Source organism: Desulfitobacterium metallireducens DSM 15288 (assembly GCF_000231405.2).
GTDB classification, from domain to species: Bacteria; Bacillota; Desulfitobacteriia; order Desulfitobacteriales; family Desulfitobacteriaceae; genus Desulfitobacterium_A; species Desulfitobacterium_A metallireducens.
Window position 1 is genome coordinate 2,265,414 of record NZ_CP007032.1, and the last position, 23,424, is coordinate 2,288,837.

At 41.2% G+C, this 23,424-nt stretch carries 17 protein-coding genes and 4 pseudogenes; 7 read left to right on the top strand and 14 right to left on the bottom strand.

Annotation, left to right across the window (positions count from 1 at the left end; all coding sequences use genetic code 11):
• Nucleotides 1–3,435: an ABC transporter permease gene (locus DESME_RS11100; RefSeq protein WP_006718136.1), complete on the bottom strand. Its 3,435-nt coding sequence runs from the start codon at nucleotides 3,433–3,435 to the stop codon at nucleotides 1–3.
• A 12-nt stretch (nucleotides 3,436–3,447) separates the two neighbouring features.
• Nucleotides 3,448–4,149: an ABC transporter ATP-binding protein gene (locus tag DESME_RS11105; protein WP_006718134.1), complete on the bottom strand. Its 702-nt coding sequence runs from the start codon at nucleotides 4,147–4,149 to the stop codon at nucleotides 3,448–3,450.
• Between the two features lie 303 nt (nucleotides 4,150–4,452).
• Here DESME_RS11105 and DESME_RS11110 point away from each other — a divergent pair, with 303 nt between their 5' ends.
• Genes DESME_RS11110 through DESME_RS11120 form a run of 3 tightly spaced genes read left to right on the top strand, consistent with a single transcriptional unit; the run spans nucleotide 4,453 to nucleotide 7,164 of the window.
• Complete coding sequence (locus DESME_RS11110) at nucleotides 4,453–5,001, top strand: UBA domain-containing protein (RefSeq protein WP_006718132.1); 549 nt, start codon at nucleotides 4,453–4,455, stop codon at nucleotides 4,999–5,001.
• Nucleotides 5,002–5,027: 26 nt separating this feature from the next.
• Nucleotides 5,028–5,705, top strand: coding sequence for a response regulator transcription factor (locus DESME_RS11115; protein ID WP_006718130.1), 678 nt, complete (start codon nucleotides 5,028–5,030; stop codon nucleotides 5,703–5,705).
• On the top strand, nucleotides 5,695–7,164 hold the full coding sequence (locus DESME_RS11120) for a sensor histidine kinase (RefSeq protein WP_006718128.1): 1,470 nt from the start codon (nucleotides 5,695–5,697) through the stop codon (nucleotides 7,162–7,164). Before DESME_RS11115 ends, DESME_RS11120 begins: the two co-directional genes overlap by 11 nt.
• Before the next feature lie 33 nt (nucleotides 7,165–7,197).
• Here the strand turns inward: DESME_RS11120 and abc-f are convergent, their stop codons facing one another.
• From abc-f to DESME_RS11130, 3 genes are all read right to left on the bottom strand, one after another.
• Nucleotides 7,198–9,123 carry a ribosomal protection-like ABC-F family protein gene (abc-f, locus tag DESME_RS11125; protein ID WP_006718126.1) on the bottom strand — a complete coding sequence of 642 codons (1,926 nt, stop codon included), beginning with the start codon at nucleotides 9,121–9,123 and terminating at the stop codon, nucleotides 7,198–7,200.
• A gap of 99 nt (nucleotides 9,124–9,222) precedes the next feature.
• Complete coding sequence (locus DESME_RS16080; RefSeq protein WP_006718124.1) at nucleotides 9,223–9,375, bottom strand: RAxF-45 family protein; 153 nt, start codon at nucleotides 9,373–9,375, stop codon at nucleotides 9,223–9,225.
• A gap of 182 nt (nucleotides 9,376–9,557) precedes the next feature.
• Nucleotides 9,558–10,688, bottom strand: a complete 1,131-nt coding sequence (locus tag DESME_RS11130; protein WP_006718121.1) for a glycosyltransferase family 2 protein — start codon at nucleotides 10,686–10,688, stop codon at nucleotides 9,558–9,560.
• 223 nt (nucleotides 10,689–10,911) lie between these two features.
• Here DESME_RS11130 and DESME_RS11135 point away from each other — a divergent pair, with 223 nt between their 5' ends.
• The 4 genes and pseudogenes from DESME_RS11135 to DESME_RS16455 form a co-directional block, all read left to right on the top strand.
• Entirely contained in the window at nucleotides 10,912–13,203 is a 2,292-nt protein-coding gene (locus DESME_RS11135) for a xanthine dehydrogenase family protein molybdopterin-binding subunit (RefSeq protein ID WP_006718119.1), read from the top strand.
• On the top strand, nucleotides 13,200–14,033 hold the full coding sequence (locus DESME_RS11140; protein WP_006718117.1) for an FAD binding domain-containing protein: 834 nt from the start codon (nucleotides 13,200–13,202) through the stop codon (nucleotides 14,031–14,033). The genes DESME_RS11135 and DESME_RS11140 overlap by 4 nt, the downstream gene beginning before the upstream one ends.
• 1 nt (nucleotide 14,034) lies before the next feature.
• Nucleotides 14,035–14,505: pseudogene (locus tag DESME_RS11145) on the top strand ((2Fe-2S)-binding protein); the annotation flags it as partial.
• A 381-nt stretch (nucleotides 14,506–14,886) separates the two neighbouring features.
• Nucleotides 14,887–15,228 (top strand): annotated as a pseudogene (locus DESME_RS16455) (ferritin-like domain-containing protein); the annotation flags it as partial.
• On the opposite strand, the gene DESME_RS11155 reads toward DESME_RS16455, so the two are convergent.
• From DESME_RS11155 to istA, 9 genes and pseudogenes are all read right to left on the bottom strand, one after another.
• A complete protein-coding gene (locus DESME_RS11155; protein ID WP_006718113.1) occupies nucleotides 15,185–15,688 on the bottom strand; it encodes an FUSC family protein in 504 nt (167 codons plus the stop codon). The pseudogene DESME_RS16455 and the gene DESME_RS11155 sit on opposite strands and share 44 nt — an antisense overlap.
• 398 nt (nucleotides 15,689–16,086) lie before the next feature.
• Nucleotides 16,087–16,464 (bottom strand): PH domain-containing protein, encoded by a 378-nt coding sequence (locus DESME_RS11160; RefSeq protein WP_006718110.1) that lies wholly within the window; start codon nucleotides 16,462–16,464, stop codon nucleotides 16,087–16,089.
• A gap of 106 nt (nucleotides 16,465–16,570) precedes the next feature.
• Nucleotides 16,571–16,699, bottom strand: a pseudogene (locus tag DESME_RS15725) (PC4/YdbC family ssDNA-binding protein); the annotation flags it as partial.
• A gap of 54 nt (nucleotides 16,700–16,753) precedes the next feature.
• On the bottom strand, nucleotides 16,754–17,449 hold the full coding sequence (locus tag DESME_RS11165) for a hypothetical protein (RefSeq protein ID WP_006718108.1): 696 nt from the start codon (nucleotides 17,447–17,449) through the stop codon (nucleotides 16,754–16,756).
• A 300-nt stretch (nucleotides 17,450–17,749) separates the two neighbouring features.
• The gene (locus tag DESME_RS11170) at nucleotides 17,750–18,673 is read right to left on the bottom strand and encodes a hypothetical protein (protein ID WP_006718106.1); all 924 of its coding nucleotides are present in this window, start codon (nucleotides 18,671–18,673) and stop codon (nucleotides 17,750–17,752) included.
• A 468-nt stretch (nucleotides 18,674–19,141) separates the two neighbouring features.
• Nucleotides 19,142–20,308: an IS91 family transposase gene (locus DESME_RS11175; RefSeq protein ID WP_006718104.1), complete on the bottom strand. Its 1,167-nt coding sequence runs from the start codon at nucleotides 20,306–20,308 to the stop codon at nucleotides 19,142–19,144.
• A pseudogene (locus DESME_RS11180) lies at nucleotides 20,301–20,855 on the bottom strand (tyrosine-type recombinase/integrase); the annotation flags it as partial. The gene DESME_RS11175 and the pseudogene DESME_RS11180, both read right to left, overlap by 8 nt.
• Nucleotides 20,856–21,054: 199 nt before the next feature.
• Nucleotides 21,055–21,798 carry an IS21-like element helper ATPase IstB gene (istB, locus tag DESME_RS11185; protein WP_025248781.1) on the bottom strand — a complete coding sequence of 248 codons (744 nt, stop codon included), beginning with the start codon at nucleotides 21,796–21,798 and terminating at the stop codon, nucleotides 21,055–21,057.
• Nucleotides 21,798–23,339, bottom strand: coding sequence for an IS21 family transposase (gene istA, locus DESME_RS11190; RefSeq protein WP_006716270.1), 1,542 nt, complete (start codon nucleotides 23,337–23,339; stop codon nucleotides 21,798–21,800). Before istA ends, istB begins: the two co-directional genes overlap by 1 nt.
• Nucleotides 23,340–23,424: the final 85 nt, after the last annotated feature.

The window sequence follows — 23,424 nt, forward strand, 5'->3', positions numbered from 1 at the left end:
TCATTCAACTGCCTTCAAAGCTTCCACCATGTCAATCCGTTTGAGCCTTCGATGCGTAATCAGCATGACAACAAAGGAAAAGGCAAATGTGAAGACTGTTGACCAAATATAGCTGTCCACTTTAACCGCAGGGTCCAACAGCACGTTTGGAGGCGCCATCGTTGTGACGATGAAGCCGTGCAGGAGTAACCCCAAAATGTAGCCGATAAAAATCCCGATTGTTGTAAGAAGCATCGTTTCTCGGTAAACATAGGCTGTTACCTCACTTGGATAAAAACCCAGCACCGAAATTGTAGATAATTCTCGTATCCTCTCCGAAACATTGATATTAGTTAAGTTGTACAAAACCACAATGGCCAACAACGAAGAAGCCAGAACAATGACCACCACCACAATGTTTAAGGATTTCGTCATATCCCCGATTGCGTCACTGGCGGTATTGGTATTCACCATCCGCAAAACAACATCTTTCTCCAGCATGCTTCTGGAAAAATGGCTGATACTTTCAGCGCTGTGGTCCTGTAGCGAAATATAATTGCTATTCGGGTGATAGGCTTTTCCGAAGATTTTTTCATAATAGCTTGGTGACATGTAGAAATAGTGACCAGCGTAGTTCTCTGTGATCCCTGCTATTTCAATGGTTTTAAACGTGCCGTCATTATCCTTGAATTCAAGCGTATCGCCCACACCCAGCCCGAGGAGCGTGGCAATCTTCTCCGAGATAACCGCACCATCCCCTAGCGTAATCGGCTTTTTGTTTTTACGCTCCCGCAACTGGTTGATCGTCTGGAAGGCCGACACATCCTCGGGTACAACAACAGCGACAGTTTGGTCAAGCTTCCCTGGGATCTGAACAATGCCTTGTTCAAATCGTGCTGGATAAATTTTAGAAATACGGCTGTCGCTCCCCAACCCGTCGCTCAAAGCCTGAAGATCTTCACTTGCAGCATTCTCGTCAAAGATCATAATGGTGTCATAGCGTAAAATCTCACCGTACTGCTTGACAAAAATGGAGCCGACCGAATCGCGAATTCCGAAGCCCATAAAGATCAGCGCAGTACACCCAGCCACCCCAAGAATCGTCATCAGCATCCGCTTTTTGTAGCGGAAAATATTTCGGGCTGTAACCTTAGAATTGAAGGATAGGCGATGCCACAATGGCGTGAAACGTTCTAGCAAAATGCGGTTTCCGCTCTTCGGCGCCTTGGGTCTAAGCAGTTCGGCGACATTCTCCTTCAACGATTCCCGGGTTGTCAGAAAGGCGACAAACCCTGTGCATAACAAGCTAATCAGAACGGCGAGCACACTGAAGACAGGCGAGAGCTGAGGCAGCTCCTGTTTAAAAAGGAAATTTGCGGAATAGGCGTCAAAAATGACCGGCATTATGATTTTCTGCCCTGCAACGATACCAATCAAACTTCCGATCAGACTGGCAAGGCTCCCGTAGGCCAGATATTTCTTGTTGACGTCCCGGTTCGAATAACCGAGCGCTTTCAGTGCGCCAATCTGCAGTCGTTGCTCGTCCACCATACGCATCATTGTCGTCAGTGAAACTAACAGGGCAATCACGAAAAAGAACACGGGGAAGAAAAGGGACAACAAATCCATGCTCTCGGAATTCTGGATATACTGGAAAAAGCCCTTATCCTTATAGCGATCATTAATGGTATAGTCAGGTACCTTCAATCGAGCGAGGTCATTTTTGGCTTTGTTAAGATCGATCTTACCTTGATTAATCTCCTTCTGGGCAGCGGGCAGCTTATCCATATATGTACTCCGCCCTTGCTCATAATCCCCTTCGCCATCGAGGAGCTTCTGATGCATTAACTTCAGGGCGGACTCATATTCTGCTTTTTTAACGTTAAAATCAGTTTTCTGCTTATCTAGCGTCTGCTGACTGTTGTTCAGCTTGTCTCTCGCGTCGGTCAGCAAGGAAGAGGAGTCAAGAGTTGTCTGCCTTTGGGCGACTAGGGTGGTGTACTGTGCCTGAAGCTCTTTCTTCTTGTTCATAGCATCAGTCTGTTTGTTCAACAGATCGGTCCGTTGGGCCAGTAACGATGCTTTTTTAGCTTCCAAAGCCGTTTTTTGAGCTACAAGATCGGCTCTTTTCTGTTCAAGCTCCGCTTTAGTTTGCAACAGCTGCGTATTTTGGGCGTTAGCATCTAGGCTCTTGTTGACATCTGCCAATTGGCTATCAATTAATGCGATGCCATCAGCAAGGGGCGCAAGGCCAGCCTCAGTTTGCTGCAAACCGGTTTCGACCTGAGACAGACCTGCAGCAAGCTGGGGAAGGCTTGCATCGATCTGTGCCAAGCCAGCGTTAATCTGGCTCATCCCTGTCTCAATCTTGCCCAGCCCATTTTGAAGCTCAGTCGTCTTCACATCAAGCTCCGCTCTGCTGTCATCGATCTTTTTCTGAGCCTCATCAAGCTGTTTCTGACCGTCTGTAAGCTGTACCTTTGCCTCGGCAAGCTGAGCATAGTCACCTTGAGTCGTCTTCGAAACCCGCAACGCTTTCTGTCCGGAGGTATTTTGCGCCTGCAAGTCCCAGTAAACAGCCCAGCCTTTGTCCATTTCAACTCTTGCATCATCCAGCTTTTTTTTCGCATCGCTCAGTTGTTGTTCCGCATCGTTGAGCTTCCCCTGAGCTGTGGAAATGTCAGCAGTTCCTTCCTTGCGATACTGCTCAAGCCGGATTCCTGGCCTGGAAGCAAAAGCCTGTTCCACTTCGTTACTATGCGCTTTCATCTTGTCTTTGTACTCCGTCGAATAGCTGTCAAGGCCTTGGATATCACTGAATGTCAGTCGCGCCAGACTGACATTTTTCATAATGAAATTCTCTTTCGCGATCACAGCGAAGCAGTCCACAACGCCATCGCCGATGGAGGACGTACCCTTATCCGACGGCATTAGGTATTCGGGAGAGTTCACAAAGCCGACAATGACAAAATCGTAATTTTTCAGGGCATAGCTGCCCCGCACTTTGTCAGGGATAAACGAGAGGTGGTCACCCAATTTATATCCCTTTGCTTGCATTTTTCCATCCAAAGCCAGCTCATCCGCCCCCGAAGGCAGTCTTCCCTCGAGGATCTCATAGCTTGGCAGTCTCCCTAAAGACTCGGCTCGGACAATAATGTCTGCATCTCGCTGCATTAAATCGGTACGATAGCTGTAATCTAGGATCTCAACTCCCGGAATAGAACTGAGAATCTGCTCGTCTTCCATGGCTAGCCCCAGTGGAGATGTCACCATCAGATCTTCGAGTTGGTACTTATCCGCATAAGTAAGTAACGTATTGCGCATCGTCGGACCGGTCACAAATAGCCCAACAAAGATAAGTGAACCCAAAGCGATCATTACCATGATCGACAGAAAGCGAGTGATTGATTTTGTAAATTCCTTAAGAATATCCTTATTTAAAGCTTTTTTATGCATGATCTTTACCGCCTACCATTCAATAACGTCGATGGAAACAGGATGTTCATTGACCTGCATTTTTCTAACCCTGGCGTCATTGATCTCAATTACCCGGTCAGCGATTGGCGTAATTGCTTGGTTATGGGTGATCACAATAACGGTCGTTCCGGTCTCTTTACATGTATTTTGTAAAAGCTTCAGAATCTCTTTTCCGGTCTTGTAATCTAGCGCACCCGTCGGCTCATCAGCCAGCAGCATTTTCGGATTTTTCGCCAGTGCACGTGCAATAGCTACCCGCTGCTGCTCACCCCCGGAAAGCTGGGCTGGAAAATTATCCAGGCGGTCACCGAGACCGACGCTTTCCAAAACCGACTTGGCATTCTTGGCGTTAGGTACAATTTGCGCCGACAGCTCAACATTTTCCAAAGCGGTCAGATTGGGCATCAAGTTATAAAACTGGAATACAAAACCAATGTCCAACCGCCTGTAGGTTATCAACTCTCTATCCGTGAATTGGGCGATATCCTTGCCATCGATCAGTACCTGGCCCTCGTCGCAGGTGTCCATCCCCCCCAGAATGTTAAGCACGGTCGACTTGCCGGCGCCTGAAGGGCCAACAATCACCACAAATTCGCCCTTTTCAATTTCAAAATTAATTCCATTATTAGCTACAATAATCGTGTTGCCCATTTTATATCTCTTATAGCATTCAACCATCTGAATAAATGGCATAGAATCAACTCCAAACTACATTAACTTCATCTTTATATGTATAGCTATTGTATCACATTCTATTTCAGGAGGCAGAAGTCTGAACTTATACGTTTGATGGATCAATCTATCTCATTTTTTATTTAACGATATTGCTTCTTTAGCTTATTGAGAATTTCCTGTTTCCCCTGTATTATTTAAAATGGAATTATCTCCTTTTTAATCCAATTTTAATGTTAGGCAAATTTCACTTAAATTTTTTTGGGTTAGAATTTACTCATCATCAATTCAGGAATTCTAACAAAAAAACAAGGGGGAATTTTCATGACAACGCTAGACCAAGTGGAAAAATTATGCGCAATGGGAAATATAAGCTACGAAGAGGCCAAGGCTGCCTTAGATGCGACAAACGGTGACTTACTTGAAGCCATTATCTATCTTGAAAAACAGGGAAAGATACATGCACCGACCGGAGGCGGTTATTACAGTAGCAAAAAAATTATCGACGCCAGCGTCGAGCCAACCAAAGATGATTACTGGAAAAAGCATGATCAAAAATCCGATAAGGAAAACGCCTTTATTTCTTTCCTGAAAAAAGCCGGGGAATTTTGCTTGAAACTATTCCGCAAGGGCAATACAAATTCCTTCGAAGTCCTCAAGGGCGAAGAAATCAAAGCATCTTTTCCGATCTCTATCCTTGCTCTTCTGCTGATCTTCGCATTTTGGGTTACCCTCCCGCTGATCATTATCGGGCTGTTCTTTGGTTTACGCTATCGTTTTGTTGGACCTGAGTTTAAAAGCAACACAGTTAATGACGCGATGAATAGCGCTGCAGACGCTGCTGAAGAAATCAAAAAATCTGTAAAGATTTAAAACTATATTGAAATGGTGGGACTTCGATGCGCTCGAAAATACTGATTATTGAAGATGAGGAAAAGATTGCCCGATTTATTGAACTTGAGCTTGGCTATGAAGGATATACCACAACGAAGGCCTTTGATGGCCGAACAGGCCTTGAGCTCGCCGAGACCGGCGAGTTTGACCTCGTTTTGCTGGATGTCATGCTGCCTCAGTTGAGCGGTATGGAAGTTCTGCGTAGAATTCGCCGAACTTCCTCCGTTCCCATCATTATGCTGACGGCACGAGACAGTGTGACGGATAAGGTCTCCGGACTTGACAGCGGAGCAAACGATTATATCACCAAACCCTTTGCCATTGAGGAGCTTCTTGCACGTATCCGCACCGTCCTCAGGAATACCACACCAGAGGACGCAGTCGTGTTGTCCGCCTCGGGTCTGTTGCTGGACACAGACCGCCATACAGTTACAATGAAGGGTAAACCCATTGATCTCACCAAACGTGAATTTGACCTTCTTCACTTCCTGCTCAAAAATAAAGGAATCGTCATTTCCCGGGAAACACTGCTCGGGAATGTATGGGGCTTTGATTTTACGGGAGAAACAAACGCGGTGGATGTCTACATACGTTTTCTCCGTGGGAAAATTGACGAGGCGTTTAATATTAAATTTATTCACACCATCAGGGGAGTAGGATATGTGATCAAAGATGAAAAATAAAACGCCAAACAGTCCACCCAACAGTCTTGGCCATAAAATGCGGTTTTCCATTGTCTGGAAGCTCAACCTTAAGCTGTTTCTTCAGAAGCTGGGTCTTTTTCTGGTTCTCGACCTAATTTTATGCCTGGTGTCAGTAGCTGGGCTGTTTGTTCATGCGGAACAGATTGCGGCAGTAGCGGCCGAAACGCTAATTCAAACGGGCCTTCCTACCTCAGATGCGAAAAACTGGCTTGCGCTTACTGGCTACAGTATTTCTCCACAAACGGAAGAAATGAAAGGCTTCCATATCCCCCAAAACCTACAGCCCTATCTTTCCCCACGGACAGCATCCGGTGTCCGAAGTATTGATCTACCGGATTCAGAAAGCTCAACTTCTTGGGAACTCTTACAGGATGTTACCTACAACGTGACTATCGAAGCCAACAATAGTTCCTATCTTATTTCCTACTATCCTCAAAAAATCCTCCAAATATTTGGAGGGATGTTTGCCGTTGTATTGCTTTTAGAGCTAATCCTGCTGTTTAAAAGCATTCCCTCAGGAGCAAGAATGATCCGCAAAACCCTCCGCCCTATCCAAGAATTGTCTGAAGCGGCACAAAACCTCAGTACCGAAGGCTTATTCGCACCGGAGCAGTTAAAAGTCCTAGCCGGTAAATTAGATAACATCAATGCGGCCAAGCTGGACACGAGAATTTCACTGGGCGAAACGCAAAGCGAACTTAAAAGTCTCGCCTCAGCGATTAACGAAATGCTAGACCGTATAAACGAAGCCTACCGTTCTCAGGTTCGCTTTGTATCCGATGCTTCCCATGAGCTAAGGACACCCATTTCCGTTATTCAGGGATATGCAAATCTCCTTGATCGCTGGGGGAAAAACGATGAAAAGACCATGCAGGAATCCATTGATGCGATCAAGGAAGAAGCAGCGAATATGAAGGGGCTGGTGGAACAGCTTTTATTTCTCGCACGGGGCGACAATAACACCATGGCTCTGCAAGTCGAACGTTTTGAACTTTCCACCTTTGCCGATGAAGTGTTGCGCGAAACCCAGATGATTGATGGTGGGCACGAATACGATTCGCGGCGTGTTACTTCTGTTTTCATCAATGCAGATAAAAGCCTGATCAAACAGGCAACACGAATACTCATTGACAATGCGATGAAATACACGCCCTCAGGTAAACGAATAACCATCTCTATTTCCGGTGCAGATGGCTATGCCCGCCTGAGTGTACAAGATGAAGGCATTGGTATTGCGCCCGAGGCAGTTCCCCAGATTTTTGACCGGTTCTTCCGCACTGACGAATCCCGCGCCAAAGCCACTGGCGGGTCGGGATTAGGTCTTTCCATTGCGAAGTGGATCACCGAGCGGCATGGCGGGCACATGGAGGTTCTTAGCCGGCTTGATATCGGTACTCGGATTTCTATCGTACTCCCCACTGCGCCCGAAGTGGATTAAAAAGGACATTACCCATCAATGGAACCCTATTTTCTAGGACTTGTCAGATATCATAACCCACTTGTCATATAATAAATTAAGCTGGCCTTCAATTGTCTCCCGTTCATGCTGAAGCGAAGCAAGTCTTGATGAGTCGCAAGAAATTGCAGGGTCAGACATTTGAGCCTCAATATCAAGAATATGTTGTTCCAGTGCGGCTATTTCCTTTTCTAGTTGAGTAGCTGATTTACACGGGTCAGTCATCTTTGCAACAGACGCTTTAACTTGCTGACCCCGTTTATTAGTAAGGCTTGCCGGGCTGTCTGTTTTACTTACGATCTTAATAATTTGTTTGTTCTTTCTTTCCAGATAGTCATTATAATTACCCAAGTACGCAGTAACCTCGCCTTGGTCAAGGACCCAAACCCTGTGAGCCAAACGATTGATAAAATACCGGTCGTGAGAGATTGCCAATAGCGTGCCGGGGAATTCCTCCAATGCTTCTTCCAGAGCTTCACGCGAATCAATATCTAGGTGATTCGTAGGTTCATCGAGCAATAAGAGATTTGGCTTTTGATACATGAGTAATGCGAGTTGCAATCGGCTCCATTCTCCGCCGGACAAACTGCTAATCTTCTGGAAAACGTCGGAACCGTAGAAGAGAAATTTTGCCAACTGTTTTCTGGCTTCACCTTCTTCCATATCCAGTTCTGCACGGAAATATTGAAGGACGGTTTGGTCGGACTTGAGCGGTGCACTGTCTTGGGAGAGATATCCGATGTCAACTCGTGAGCCAAGGCGAATTTCACCGTGATCTGGGTTTTCCTGATCTAAGATTAATTTTAGAAGAGTACTTTTACCGCAGCCATTTTTCCCGATGAGGACGATTCGTTCGCCGTAAAATAGCTGGGCGCTGACTTGACTGAAAAGCGAGCGGTTAGCATAGGATTTGCTGATTCCCTCCAGCAAAATCACTTGCTTTCCGGAACGGTCACTTTGTTCGAGCTGAAGGTCAATTTTTTTGCGTTCTAAGATCGGTCGCTTTAATTTAATCATTCGATCTAAGGCTTTTTGCATAGATGCAGCACGGCGATGAAAACCGGGATTCGGTGGATTGGAGCGGTTGCCCCAGTCCATTAATTGTTTAATGGATTCCTGCATCTTTTTAATCTTTTTTTGTTGTTCTTGATAATTTGTAAACTCTGAGAGCAGGCGGCTCTCTTTTTCTTTCTGATAGTCGGTATAGTTCGTTTGGTAAGTTACAGCTTCTCCGTCTTCCAGTTCAATGATTTTAGTGATCGCTCTATCTAAAAAGTAACGGTCATGAGAAACAACGATGACAGTGCCCCTATAGTCATTCAAAAAAGTCTCAAGCCATTCAATAGAGGACATATCCAGGTGATTGGTTGGTTCGTCCAGCAATAAAACATCAGGCTGCGTCAAGAGTAAGGCTGCTAAACCCACCTTCGTTTTTTCTCCGCCGGATAAAGAGGAAAATGGCCGTGAATAGTAATCTGCTGTTACACCGAGTCCGTTGGCAATCCCGTCGATGCGGGAAGAAATTTGGTATCCACCAGCCTCTTCGAACTTCTCCTGAAGTTTGCCATATTCCAGCATAAGCTGACTCAGTTTATTATTCTCTGCGTTCATGGAGTCAGACATTTTTTGCTCTAATCGTTTTATTTGCTGCTGCCACTTCTTTACTTCTTGAAAGCACTGTTCCAATACTTCATAGACGCTCATTTTGGCGTCATATTCAGGGGCCTGAGCTAAGAACCCAATCCTGCTGTTTTTGCGTATTGCGATTTGTCCTTGTTCAGGTTGAAGGGATCCTATGATTAACTTTAAAATTGTGGACTTTCCTGTTCCGTTACGACCTATTAGACCTACTCGTTCTCCTTGCTGAATTTCAAAGGAGATGTCGGCAAGCACTTCATTGGCGCCAAAAGATAGTTTGATGTGTTGAAAATCAATAATCATGTTCATTCTCCTCCGGGGAAATGACACTTTTACGGATTTAAGCATAAAAAAACCGCAAGGAAATGTCCCTACGGTCGCAGCTTCAATTTTTCGTTGCGGTTATGGTAGGTGTGTCATTTCGCAATTTTGTTGATCCGTACTCAGTTGTTTAAAAACGGGCATAGCTATCCCGTTAAATGAAACTGCATACATAATTCCAAAGATTGCTATTGGCAACTGTTCAAGACGAAGCATTGCAAAATCGCGATTCATCCTACCACACCTCCTTCACTGAATTAGTATGAATATAGTAACATAATCCAAGTGGAATAATCAACCAAATTCTCAGTCTATATTAAAAGCTACGGGCAGTATCTTTTTTGCCTGCCTTTCTTAAGTTATCCTTAAGTCCCAACAGTCACATTACAACAACACATTTTTCCTTTTCACGCCTATTAGGTATGCTTTTTCAATTCTTTTAAAGAATAAAAAGTCCCCCGCCATTCGAGACCGCCCCGACTTAAAATCCTAACCATCGAGTTTAATATTGCATAAAGGTGGAGAGAAACGGATATTGGGTGAACAAGAGCATGTTTAAGGGATATGCCCCCAAATCTTTTAGCCACATTATAACAAGTAAATATGATGATAATAGAGAGTCCACATAGTATTCTTGACAAAGTTGAACCTATGAATATTCCCAGGAAAGGATATATTTGTATAAATCCATTAAACAAACCTGCCGCAAGTGTTGCTGCAACATCATAGTTCATACCAGGAAATTGATTTTTCTCGATGCCTTTTAGCATCGTAAAAATACTGTCATATAATTTAACAGATATTAACCCGTTACTGATTCCATATTCTTGTTTATACCCTTTCTTTACCACCAGTTTACCTAGAGACCAGTCATCAACTGGTTCTAACGCAAGAGCTTTATAACTGCCGATTTCTTCGTAGGTTGATTTTCTTATTAAGTTAAAAGCGCCTACCCCTGCCGCTTTGCTCGACATAAAAATAAAAGTAATTGAAAATTGAAACCAAGACATTAAACTGCTAAAGAAAAAGCCTTTTGTAGTAACATTCGGACCTATGGTTAAATGATCAAGATTATTATTAACGGCATAATTAACAGCTTTCTTTAAACTGTTAGGTGAGAACATTACATCGGCATCGGTAAAAAGAAGCCACTCGCCTTTTGCCTGTTTCGTTCCTTGATAAACGGCATGAGTCTTACCTAACCAATTTGAAGGCAAGTCAGTAATTGTAATTACTTTCAATTGAGGATATTCGTTTTCAAGTTCCTTTAAAATATCCCCTGTATGGTCAGTCGAACGATCGTTGATAACAATTACTTCAAAATTAGGATAATCCTGTACAAGCAATTGATGGATTGCCCGTTTAATGGATTCTTCTTCATTGCAAGCTGCAACGACAATAGATAATGATGGATAAGTCATGTTTTTATCAGAACAATCCCCATTGTAAAAAATCGGTCTTTTTCTCATATAACTAATTAACATTGATCCAAGACCCAACCATAGCACAACATTTGCGATAGCCAAGATTAAAAAAGGGTTATTCATTCTCATCCTCCTCCCAACCCAATCTATCCTATATGTAAATATTCGGGATTAGAAGGGATTAGACAGCATTAACTAATTTTCAGCATTATTTTAGCCCACTGTCAAACGAAATTTCCCAAGTATCTTACCTTGGCGGATTATGCTTAAATTTTAAAGTAATAGGACAAAAGTACGTTCCAATATAAATGTTATAGCGACGTCCAAAATTAAGGAGCAGTATAACATGTTTTATATAATAGGAAAAAGTGTATTTAGAAAAGAAGCCTTGGATAAAGTTACAGGCGCAGCTAAATATACAGGTGATTTTAATATTACCGGACTATTGTATGCCTGCATTGTTGCAAGTCCTTATGCACATGCAGAAATTAAACAAATTCAAACCTCTGAAGCATGGAAAGTACCTGGCGTACATGCTATCGTGTCTGGAAAACAGTGCCCTATCCTAACAGGTTCTCCTATTTTAGACAGACCACCTATTGCTTTAGATAAAGTACGATATCACGGAGAGCCGGTAGCATTAATCGTAGCTGATAGTGAACAATCCACAAGAAAAGCAGCCGCTTTAATAAAGGTAGAATACATTCCTCTGGATGTTGTAAATTCCCCTAATGCTGCTATTAAGAGTAATGCTCCACTCATTCATGAAAATCTAAAACATTATAAGCTCTTAGAAGAGGCTTATCCGGAACCCGGAACAAACATTGCCAATCGCACAAAAATCCGAAAAGGCGATCTAAAAAAAGGCTGGGCTAAAAGTCAAATTATTATTGAATCAAATATTTCATTCCCACAATCTGACCATGTAGCAATGGAAACCAGGTGCTCTATCGCTCAAATCAAGCCTGATGGAGAAATCATCATTTATACCTCTACCCAAACCCCTTTTTCGGTAAAAAAATTAATCAGTTTATATTTTAATATTGAGCCGCAAAAAGTTACAGTGAAAACGCCTCTCGTGGGCGGGGCTTTTGGTGGCAAAACAAGTGTGCAATTAGAGATTTTAGCCTACATTGCTTCAAAATCTGTAGGTGGTAAAGCTGTTAAAATGTTAAACTCCCGGGAAGAAGACATGATCACCTCCCCGGTTCATATAGGACTAGATGCAAAAGTTAAACTTGGATGTACTACAGAGGGGAAAATTGCAGCAGCAGAAATCACCCATTTATTCGACGGTGGTGCTTATTCAGACAGAGGAGCAATTATAAGCAAGGCTGCAGCAGTAGATTGCACCGGTCCCTATAATATTGACAACTTATGGTGTGATTCATTATGCCTATATACAAACCATCCCAATGCTGTGGCTTTCAGGGGTTTTGGGCACCTTGAGCTTACCTTTGCTATAGAAAGAGCAATGGACATTTTAGCTGATCAGTTAAATATGGATCCGATAGAATTAAGACTGAAGAACGCCATTATCCCCGGAAATACCACGCCTACCCAAACTTTGCTTAACTCTAGTAATATTGGTAATTTGCCGGCATGCTTAAAAAGATTAAGAGAACTCATCCATTGGGATGAAGGAAGAAGGATCCAAATCGGAAACAACAAAGTTAGAGCAAAGGGTGTCAGTTGTATTTGGAAAAACTCAAACACACCCATTAATGCAGGTGCAGGGGCTATTCTTACCTTTAATCACGATGGAAGCATCAATATCCATACCGGAGCAATTGAAATTGGCCAGGGAACAAAAACAGTACTTGCTCAAATACTCGCCGAAAGAATGAAAATGGATATCTCTAAGATTCATGTTGACATGGAGGTTGATACAAAAATTGATCCAGATCATTGGAAAACAGCTGCAAGCAGGACTATTTATCTCGTTGGAGGCGCAGTTTTGGAAGCTGCTGAAGATGCAATGCATCAGCTCAAAACTACGGCCTCTAGAGTTTTAAACATTTCCACTCAAGATCTGGATGTATCGGAAAGCAGGGTATTTTGGAGGCAAAATCCAAGGGTGGGCCTTGGTTTTGAAAGCATTGGAAGCCAGGTCATCGGACGGGGACGTTTTGTTATGAAGGGCCTAACCGGTCTAGATCCTGAAACCGGCAGAGGAAATCCAGGTCCTGATTGGGCAGTAGGCGCACAAGGGGTTGAAGTAGAACTGGACTTGAAAGAATATACCTATAAAATTTTGAAAGCTGTATCGGTCATAGATGCTGGAAAAGTGCTGAATCCGGAAGCTGCCAAAGGGCAGATTACAGGTGGTATGAACCTGGGCCTTAGCTTTTCAAGCAGAGAATATTTTATTTTTAATGATAATGGAATTATTCAAAACCCACAATTACGTACATACAAGATATTACACTTTGGAGAAAACCCTGAATATATTGTGGATTTTATAGAAACGCCTCAGATGGATGCTCCCTATGGTGCCCGGGGAATTGGTGAACATGGTGTTATTGGAATGCCGGCGGCACTGGCAAACAGCCTATCTGCTGCCGTACAGGTACCGCTTAATTTTATGCCCCTCTTACCGGAATTCATTTGGAAAACAACAAGGGGGGTTAAGAAGTGATACCATTTGACTTTGAATATTATAAACCCTCTTCAATGATGGAAGCAGTAGATACATTTAGATTATTGAATACCCAGGGAAAAGAGCCTTTATATTATGGCGGCGGAACAGAAATTATCACCATGGCAAGAAGATCCCATATATTCACCGAAGCTGTCATTGATATAAAAGGAATACCTGAATGTAATACCTTTAATGTGCAAAATGGAAAACTTGTCATAGGCGCCTCAATAACGCTTACACAGCTTCAAGAATCCAAAATTTTTCCCCTTCTAGGAAGAGCAGCCAGAAAGGTTGCAGATCATACGGTCCGCAATAAATTAACTGTAGGCGGCAATATTTGCGGTAAAATAACGTTTAGAGAAGCTGTTCTGCCCTTTTTGCTTTCAGACAGCACGGTGGTTTTAGCGGGACAAAAAGGAATAAGAAATGTCCCTATTAGTCAAGTGTTTAATAAAACATTAAATCTGGAAAAAGGAGAGTTTTTAGTCCAGCTTGTAACAGATATAGGCTACAGTCAATTTCCTTTTATGAGTATAAAAAAGACGAAGCAGGAAAAATCTGCTTATCCGCTTATTTCTATCGATTCATTAAAAAAGGACGGACAAACCCGGTTTGCTTTTAGCGGTGTCTGTCCTTTTCCCTTTAGATCATCCACTATAGAGCAAGTTTTAAACGATAAGAATATTCCTTTGGAACTCAGAATAAATAAGGCACTATCCATGCTTCCGGCTCCTATCAATAACAATATTGAAGCATCCGCTGAATATAGAGAATTCGTCCTTAAAAATACATTATCAGATACTATTAAGGTGCTTGAAAGGAGTTAATATGCTGGTATCCCACAACGAAAATAAATTCCCTCTGGAAATTGACGTTAATGGTGAAATAAAAAACATTGTGGCAAGACCTGCAGATACTCTGCTTTACGTACTGCGTGATTCGCTTGGTCTTACAGGTGCCAAACCCGGTTGTGAAAATGGAGATTGTGGAGCCTGTACAGTTCTTGTAGACGGATGGCCTGTTAAATCATGTCTAATGCTCGCCGTTGAAGCAATAGGGCACAAGATAACGACAATAGAAGGGCTTAAAGATACTCCTATTCAAAAGTCTTTTATAGAAAATTGGGCTTTTCAATGCGGCTATTGTACATCTGGATTTATCATGAATTGTTATGCATTATCGAAAATCCACCCGGATGCAAATGACGAAGTCATTCAAGAGTGGTTACAATCTAATCTTTGTAGATGTACCAGCTACGAAGAGATAAAAAAAGCTGTAAAATCGGTGTTAAAATCCAATCATCATCATTCTTCTCTTGGAATAAATATTAAAGAGAATTGGAGGGATATGAAAATGAATTACACCATCCAACCCGGTGATTCGTTCTATATAATTGCGCAAAAATATAATATACCGCTAAATGAACTGATAAGAGCCAATCCTCAGATTGATGACCCCGAGCACATTTTTCCCGGGCAAATAATTAACATACCCCTAAGCAGTTGTTCGCAATTACCTAATCCATATCGTCTGCCGGATCCTTACCCTGAAAGACGTGTTGCCGTTAAAAATCCCTACTATGCTCAACTCATATTAGACGATTATGCCGGAAAAGTGAGCGAGACAACAGCCATCATGCAGTATATTCATCACCATATGGAGATGGAATCAATCCCTTCCTGGCAGGAAGTATCCGACCTTGAAGAAGGGATTAGCATTGTTGAGATGCTTCATCTGGAAATGTTGGGGGAAATAATTATCCACTTAGGCGCATCACCCTGCTATTACGACAGCAGACAACAGCCCTGGACCCCTCAATATATCGCCTATCACAACTTCGACCCATGTGCACAACTACGTGCGGATATCCAATCCGAACACGATGCCATCCACCAGTATCAGGCCCATATTCAAGTGATTCAGGATCCCTTTATTCAGGCCCTTCTAGCCCGGATTATTAAGGATGAGGAGTTTCATATCAAGCTCTTTTCCGAAAAACTGGCGAAATTCTGCGGATCATAGTAACAACAACCCAGTTTACTAATATGGCTATAAGTACACCAATTATGGTATCTCTGACTCGATCTATAGTATATCCCCCATTATTTTCGACTGCCAAAATCAGGAGAGCACTTATTGATGCATGATTTGCAACCTCATTGCTTAAAGCCAACAGCTTGGCCATTCCCATCCCTAATAAAACAACAAGTCCAATACTCCAAGCGTTGCTTCCTATATAAGGAGCAATAAAACCAGTCGCGAATGCGCCTAAAAACGTACCAATTATTCTCCGGTACCCGTGCAGAATGGATTCATCGAGCGTTGCATGTAAACATATTATCACTGAAAGAGGGGCTAGAAAAGGATGACTCGACCCGGCAATCTTAGATAATTCCCAAGCTAAAGATGCACCGATAACATTTTGGATAAGGGTAATAACGGTAATATTTTTTTCCTTCGAATTATTGATACTAGTTGACATATATTCTATTCTTCCTTCGAATTAGATTTTATTGTTCTATATCTTTCTTAAGGTGGATTACGGGATTAGTTTATATTTTACGACTTAGCCAACTTATACTCTCAAAATATTGTAATGAACTACTCTGAATATTCAAAACTTGTCTGGCGGCCGCGCGAAGATACTTTCTTCGCACGAATTAAGCCTTCTTGCAACTAAGTTGTGATAGTAAAAAAAAGCCCAGTAGCTGGACTTCAAAATCGAATTATGAATTGGTGAAGCGGCCTGACACTGCTGGAGCGAGAACCCAACTTTAAGGGGCCTCGCTTCATAATTGCATGAAGTAAATTATTATCCCGTAATCTTACTAAAATATTTGTGTTTGGATATTCTTTATAAATAAATGAATAACCATGAAATTAAGCAAGAACATAAGTCGCTAAAATAGCCTGTATTGCATAAATATTTAAGCTTTTATTAAATTGCTTTTGTATTGGAACAGGATTTCCTGAAATATAAATTTTTAATTCCGCATCCAAATCAAAATGACCTGCTGTCTCTATACTGAAATGAGTAATGCTTTTATAGGGTATAGAATGATACTCGCATTTCTTCCCTGTAAGACCTTGCTTATCTACAAGAATTAATCGTTTGTTGGTGAAAATGAACATATCTCTGATGAGTTTATAAGCCCTTTCAATATTTTCATTCTCTCCGATTATTTTGTCATATTCAGTTTTTATCTCTCCGATATTTACTTCTGAAGCATTTCCCAATACACCATCAAAAAATCCCATAATAACCTCCTAGTCGTTTTTCAAATTATATCCCTTGTAATTGTTGCCAAAAGCAACTTTTCTATGCTTTTTCTTTAAACCCTTCTCAACCAACGCATTAAAACCTCTAGATCAACGTATCCATCCTGTCCAGCAATCCTTTAAGACTTTTTAGTTCCTCGGCGGTAAGTGTTACCCCTTTACCCATTTTATAATGATCAGGTGACCAATCTCGGATATCATACTTAGGATCTTTGATTAGGCGTTGGGTATCGTCTCATTTTGCATTATATGGATAATGGAAAGTTGATTAAGTTGCTAGTTTGCCGTCTTTAGTTAATTGTTGCTTTACTTGATCTATAAAAGGGCGCATACGCCTATAAGCTTTTTTACTTAAATCCAACTCGTACTGTATTCCCTTCCGTTGCTCTGCAATAATATGAATTCCATTTCGATAGCTATATATCGTTATAATTTCTTCTGTTAGATTAATCTGTTCACTATTCTCATTTTGAAATGTGTGTATTAAGCCGAGCTTTTCTGCTGTTTTACATTTACTATCAAATCGTATAGATGTACCTTCTTTTTCCTTTCTGTCATAGTAAAATGCAGATAATTGCTTGCCATTATGGCACAGTTCTTTTTCTAGCTTCTCTCTTTTTTCTTTAGGTATATCAATTTTGACTGGAATCGTATGATGAGTCATCTCATCAAATTCAATAGAATCGGAATAATATGTATATAATACATAGTCGATTACTGCTTCATAAAGCGTTGCATAACTTAGTATTTGGCATCTAATTTCAAATAGATAATTTTCATCTTGTGCCTCAATCCCTTCATATAACTTATAAGCAAAGCGAATTGCCCTAAATTCTGCAACTAGTCGATCCCTCAACTTTTCATTAGCTATGAAATCAAATTCATGCTGATACCACGCTTCATCAGCAAGATGATTATTGCAATACTCATATATTTCTTTTTTGGTTTCTTCTTTAAAAGGCACAGTAATACCCCCCATAATATTTACATCTACGGTGTCAAGATTTTTTATTATTGATTTATTTAATATACATTTTTTCGGTGGCTCTTCTTTATTTCTTCGAACAAAGGATTAATGTAACAATAACATCTATCTTTGTTTTTATGAAAAATCCAATTGGTATTATACGTAATTTTCAAATTGTCATCTGGCTCACCATTACTATCAGCCGTATGTAAGAAAAAAATGGTCGTTTCATTGCAATTGTAGTTTATAACATGTTTGTACGTATATTTTAAATTCCATCAACGCTCTCTACATCCATCAAAATTCTTTAAAAATATTATCTATAACTAAATACGAATCTCGTTCTTTTAACAATTCATTTCTTCGTGATTTCCTTCCAAGATACAAAAACTCCATTATAGAGTTGAACTCTAGTACATCAGGTGTTTCACCTTGAACTATACCTTTTTCATAATAATGGTCAATAGCACCTTCAAAATCATCGTATAATTTTCCTTTTTGTTCTAAAATGTTTCCTACCATCCTTATTCGTTCATTGCAAAGGTCATACATATTTGGTGCTTCAGCAATAATAATGCTTGCAAGTTCTTTGCCTATTTTTTCTTCGAGATCTTGTTCTGCTCTTTTACTCACAGAGGGAGTGTTACTTAATGTTTCTTTCCTTTCTTCAATCCAATTAAAGGCTTTTTCTTTATCAAAAGCTTTTAAAATTGCTAAAGCAAGTTTGTCTATTATGATAATATTTTCAGGATATTTATCATTTAGGTATTTCAATGTTATATACCTTATAATAGGCGGTAATATTGAGAAAGAAGATAAAATTTCCATATTGGAGCCGAATTCATACTTTTCAAAATAACTAGTTAATAAGTAAGAATATAATTCAAAGAGACTATTAATAACATCATTAACATCTTCTTTAGTTATACATTCTATATTCTTACTATGAGTACATTTATTTCCAATATTAGTGATAATACTTAAAGCGCCTAATAGAAGGGGATTATTTTGACTTTGTTCATTAATTGCAGATAAAATGTTTCTATTACCCAAGGTAACAAAATCTTCATTTGATAGGTTTAATATTCTTCTTACGATAACTTCAGAGTATTGTCTTATTGTAGCAATTGTTCCCCTCCTAGAACGTGCTTCAAGGTAAAAAGCATCATTTATTAAGTCTTTAACTAATGATTCATAAGTACTATTGTTAAATCCCGGCATCTTAATATCCTCCAGTTTTTAAGTCTACTTGCATTCCAGCTTCAATAACTAATTCCAAACTTTCTTAAAAATTAACTTTTCATCTATTGCATAATTTAACGATTAACACTTTAGGACAATCGGGGTTTAAGGTACCCTTCTTGCTATTAAAACCTCCAGATTTATAAAATTATTTTCAATTTCCCATTATTCATAGGCAGTTATCCGAAGTTAGGTATAAAAAAATCAAGCTTCATGGAGAGCATGAGTATCTAAAAACAATTTGTTAAGAGGATAAATGAACCTAACTTTGGATAACTAAAATAGCACGAAACCGCGGTAATTGGTGCTTCTCGCTATGGGGATTGAATTCCTCATCCCCAGTCTAATTTCATGAATACAAGGAAAAGTCGGCAACAAAATTGCATCAAAGAAGCGTTAAATCTGTAAAAATGGGTATAGCTTCCCCTTCCCCATATAGGGCAATTTTTAAATATATGCAGTTTCATAAGTAATCGGTGGAGATTTGTCCAGGCACGTAAAGCGTTTAGGTTTATCCGAACCGCAGATAGGACATTTGGATAGATCGGCTCCGGTAATCTTTTGGATAAGTTGAAGGGTAGAGGCTTTTTCCTTAGTTAAAAGAGGAGTATGGGTAAGTTGCTTACAAAGCTTTAGCTTTGTTGTCTTATTACGATTACCAAGCAAGCCGTAGTGTCTAATTTTCATAAATCCATCCGGTAAAATATGAATAAGAAATCTACGGATAAACTCGTTGGCCGAGAGTGTCATCAATTTCTGCTTACTACCATCCTTGTAATCCCGCCATTTGAAGGTAACTGTATCTTTTTCAAGGTTTACGATACGCTTATTGGAAAGAGCCACTCGGTGAGTGTATCGTCCCAGGTATTCAACAACACAAACAGCATTTCTGAATGGTGGTTTACAGTAAACAATCCACTCTTTGCTATATAAAGAAGATAGCAGCTCTTCGAAGTCTTTTTTATTAGAAAGATAGGTTTGACTGCCGTGAAATTCTAACTCGTTTTGGTAGTAGCGCTGTTTAAGGAAATATAGAAATTTTCCTTTAAACTTTCGAGAGAGAACTTTAACCGGAATAAAGAATTTCTTTCGGCTGTTAACCCATTTGCCGATAGAAGATAACCCGCCGCCAGGGACAATGCAGTGGATATGGTGATGGTGCATGAGGTTCTGTCCCCAGGTATGAAGAACCGATGTAAAACCAATTTTGGCACCAAGATATTTTTTGTCGGAAGCCAATTCAATAAGCGTTTCAGCAACGGTCTTAAATAAAAGAGTATAGATAACTTTTTGGTTTTGGTAAGTCATTGAATTCAGCGTATCGGGAATTGTGAATACTACATGAAAGTATCCAACATCGAGGAGATTGTATTTTTGGTTTTCGATCCAGCGTTCTTTAGCAAGAGCTTGGCATTTAGGGCAGTGCCTGTTGCGGCAAGAGTTATAGGAAATTCGAGTATGACCGCAATCATCACAAACCTCCTTGTGACCGCCTAACTGTGAGGTTCTGCATTTTTGCATCGCGGACATCGCTTTATGTTGAACAAGAGTGAGCTTGTGGTGGGTGCGATAGATATTGCCGTATTTGCGAAATATATCTTGAACCTCAATCATTGACCTTATCCAATTGAGCCAGCTGATCAGGAGGACTCTTAACGCCAAGTGATTCTATCTTAAGCAAGTGTAAATAGAAACAGGTTGATGCAATGTCGGAGTGTCCGAGTAATTGCTTAATATGGAATACACTTGTATCGGATTCTAAAAGATGAGTCGCAAAACTGTGGCGCATGGTGTGAACGGTTACATTCTTGGTAATTTTAGCTTTACTAACGTATTTATGAAATAGATTGCTAACAGCTCTAGCTGTCATATGAGTTCCGGTATTATTTCTACTGTAAAAGAGCCATTCTTTAGGGCGGTAAGCTTTCCAATACGTTCTGAGTATGTCGAGATTAGCTTGCGAAAGCAGAGCATATCGATCTTTACTGCCTTTAGCATTGCGAATGAACAATTGCATCTTATTGCTGTCAATATCAGAAACTTTAAGGGCAGCCACTTCACTGATGCGAAGTCCTGCACCATAAAGAGTCATAAGAATACATTTATCCCTTAAGTTATCACAGGCATCCAAAAGGGTTTGAATTTCCTCTCTAGTAAGGATGTTGAATATTACGGTTTTAGAGAGCCACTATTCCAGATGTCACTGAGCCATCTCTCTGGAAAAAATGATCCACTGCTCCGGACAGAGAGCCACCCGAATTTCCTTGAGTTTGTGGAGAGTGTGGGCAAGTTCTTTTGAGAAAGACCCAAAAGGGCTTGTCCTCACTCTCCACAGCTCTCTAAACTAGAGTAAGGTTTTGTTATTCCTGTATTCCTTTGCGTTTACGCATGGAATCTTGGCCATCGATCAAGATTGTATAGGAATCATGAACAATTCTGTCCAAGATGGCATCAGCTAAAGTATCCTCACCAATTTTGCCATGCCATCCGGCGGGTGAAAATTGAGAACTGAAAATGGTTGATCCCTTTTTGTGTCTCGCTTCCACGATTTCTAAAAGATCACGTGCTTCACTATTACCCAGTGGAACGAGTAACCATTCATCTAGAATGAGCAGACTGACTTGCTTGTATTGCTTCATTACTTTTTTGTAGATACCTTCTCCTCGTGCTACTGCCAGTTCATTCAGTAAATCGGGAAGCCGAATATACTTCACTGTATAGAAGTTGCGGCAGGCGGCAATACCGAAGGCACAGCTGAGATAGGGTTTTCCTGCGCCGGAAGCACCAAGGATAATGATGTTGTGTTTTTCTTGGATGTAAGTACATGTTGATAACCGAGCGATTTGTGCTTTGTCCAATTTCCTATCCGCATGATATTCAATATCCTCAATGCACGCTTGATTAAAGTAAAGATCGGCTTTGCGGATGAGGCGAGTGAGTTTATTGTTCTTACGCCTTGCCCATTCCGTGTCCACCATGAGCCCGAATCGTTCTTCAAAATTTAATGCGGTATAGGATGGATCTTGAAGTTGTTGGCGAAATGATTCTGCCATAGCAGTGAGTCGCATTTCATTAAGCTTGCCGATTGTTGTTTCGTTAACCATTATGAATTCCTCCTGTAGTAGTCTGCGCCTCGGGTAAAACCAAAGCTGTTAGAGGATTTCTCAGGGTTAACCGGCTCTTCCTTGACGATTTTGTCTTGTCCCGTTTTGATGATGGTCTGAATGCTTTTGTAGCTGGGGTTGGGTGTGTAGGAGAGTGCTTTTTCACAGGCTGCTTCTAAGCGACTAACCGAGTATTTATCTGCTAGTTTGAGTAAACCCATACAGCTTTTGTAGCCTTGTTGTTCTATACGGTGAGAAGACAAGATTGCCTTCACTACCACGGCGGTATGTTTACCAACGTTTTCTGCCCAAAATACGAAGCGTTCGCCATTCCATGCTGTATACTTTTGATGGTCTTCCGGCATATGTTCCGTAACTGTGCTGTATTGTCCGGGACGACCATGCAAGCGAGGATGGGAACATATCCGGTGATTATTAAAAAACACTTCAACTACATAACGGGTGATTCGGACATCGACTTTGTGTTTGATGTATTCATAAGGGACGCTGTAATGCATTTTCTCTACAGTAACATGATAGTTAAATTGGACGGTGGCAACCTTCCAAACTGCTAATTCATAGGGTACTGCGGGAAGAGGTAGTAACAGGGCTTTCTCTTCTTCTCGAAATACGCTCTGACGGCTTCCCGTTTTCTTCTGAAACGGTTTACTGTTGAAGGCCTCCAGTTTCTCTCGTATCGCCAGGTTAAGTTCTGGAAGAGAAAAGAATTGTTGACGACGGAGAGCCGCAACGATCCAGGTGGAAATGGTGCCAACCGTCCCTTCAACACTGGGTTTATCCTTGGGCTTTCTTACCCGAGCAGGAATAACAGCGGTCCCATAGTGCTCGGCCATTTCGTGATAAGACTTGTTGATTATAGGCGTATACCATGAGGAGCGTTCCACACCGGTCTTCAGATTATCCGGTACAAGAATCCGTGTAACGCCTCCAAAATACTTGTAGGCATTGACATGAGCTGTAATCCAGGATTCTTGGCCTTGATTCAGAAAAGCTTCCACATAAGCATATTGACTGTACGGTAGAACAGCTACAAATATGTAGGCAGCAATGCTCTCTCCTGTATCCGTATCCACGAGGCTTGCCGTTTGGCCTGCCCAGTCGACCTCCATTTGTTCGCCAGGCTTTCGTCCGATATGCATGGTCGCTTTGGTCTTCGCCACATACTGCTGATAATGGTAGCAAAACTGAGTATACATGAGGGGAATCTCATTGCTGAGTCTGCAGGATTCGCAGTATTCATTCCAAAGCAGACTGAGCGTTACTCCGCTTTTCGCCATTTCTTTATGAATGTACTCATTATCCGGGCGCTTTCGGGTAGGAGGTAATGTGGATTCAGGATAGAAAAGCTTGTGCAATTCACCATTCGTCCGATCTGGGTTTAACGGCCAAGTAATATTAAGCTCGTTGGATCGTTTCACCACCTTGGCAACAGTGTTGCGTGAGCATTCGCAGCTCACTGCGATGCTGCGTTGACTGATTCCTTGGCTAATTAGCCGAAGAATCTCTCGATAATTGGTCATTTGATGACCTCCTATGAATGTATTTACACTCCTCTCTCGGGTGTATAACTACATTCTAATAAGAAGTTTCATCAAGTGGCTCACA

Coding starts and splice junctions, on each gene's coding strand:
- DESME_RS11100 (WP_006718136.1), bottom strand. CDS start 3,435: ATGCATAAAAAAGCTTTAAATAAGGATATTCTTAAGGAATTTACAAAA.
- DESME_RS11105 (WP_006718134.1), bottom strand. CDS start 4,149: ATGCCATTTATTCAGATGGTTGAATGCTATAAGAGATATAAAATGGGC.
- DESME_RS11110 (WP_006718132.1), top strand. CDS start 4,453: ATGACAACGCTAGACCAAGTGGAAAAATTATGCGCAATGGGAAATATA.
- DESME_RS11115 (WP_006718130.1), top strand. CDS start 5,028: ATGCGCTCGAAAATACTGATTATTGAAGATGAGGAAAAGATTGCCCGA.
- DESME_RS11120 (WP_006718128.1), top strand. CDS start 5,695: ATGAAAAATAAAACGCCAAACAGTCCACCCAACAGTCTTGGCCATAAA.
- abc-f (WP_006718126.1), bottom strand. CDS start 9,123: ATGATTATTGATTTTCAACACATCAAACTATCTTTTGGCGCCAATGAA.
- DESME_RS16080 (WP_006718124.1), bottom strand. CDS start 9,375: ATGAATCGCGATTTTGCAATGCTTCGTCTTGAACAGTTGCCAATAGCA.
- DESME_RS11130 (WP_006718121.1), bottom strand. CDS start 10,688: ATGAATAACCCTTTTTTAATCTTGGCTATCGCAAATGTTGTGCTATGG.
- DESME_RS11135 (WP_006718119.1), top strand. CDS start 10,912: ATGTTTTATATAATAGGAAAAAGTGTATTTAGAAAAGAAGCCTTGGAT.
- DESME_RS11155 (WP_006718113.1), bottom strand. CDS start 15,688: ATGTCAACTAGTATCAATAATTCGAAGGAAAAAAATATTACCGTTATT.
- DESME_RS11160 (WP_006718110.1), bottom strand. CDS start 16,464: ATGGGATTTTTTGATGGTGTATTGGGAAATGCTTCAGAAGTAAATATC.
- DESME_RS11170 (WP_006718106.1), bottom strand. CDS start 18,673: ATGCCGGGATTTAACAATAGTACTTATGAATCATTAGTTAAAGACTTA.
- DESME_RS11175 (WP_006718104.1), bottom strand. CDS start 20,308: ATGATTGAGGTTCAAGATATATTTCGCAAATACGGCAATATCTATCGC.
- istB (WP_025248781.1), bottom strand. CDS start 21,798: ATGGTTAACGAAACAACAATCGGCAAGCTTAATGAAATGCGACTCACT.
- istA (WP_006716270.1), bottom strand. CDS start 23,339: ATGACCAATTATCGAGAGATTCTTCGGCTAATTAGCCAAGGAATCAGT.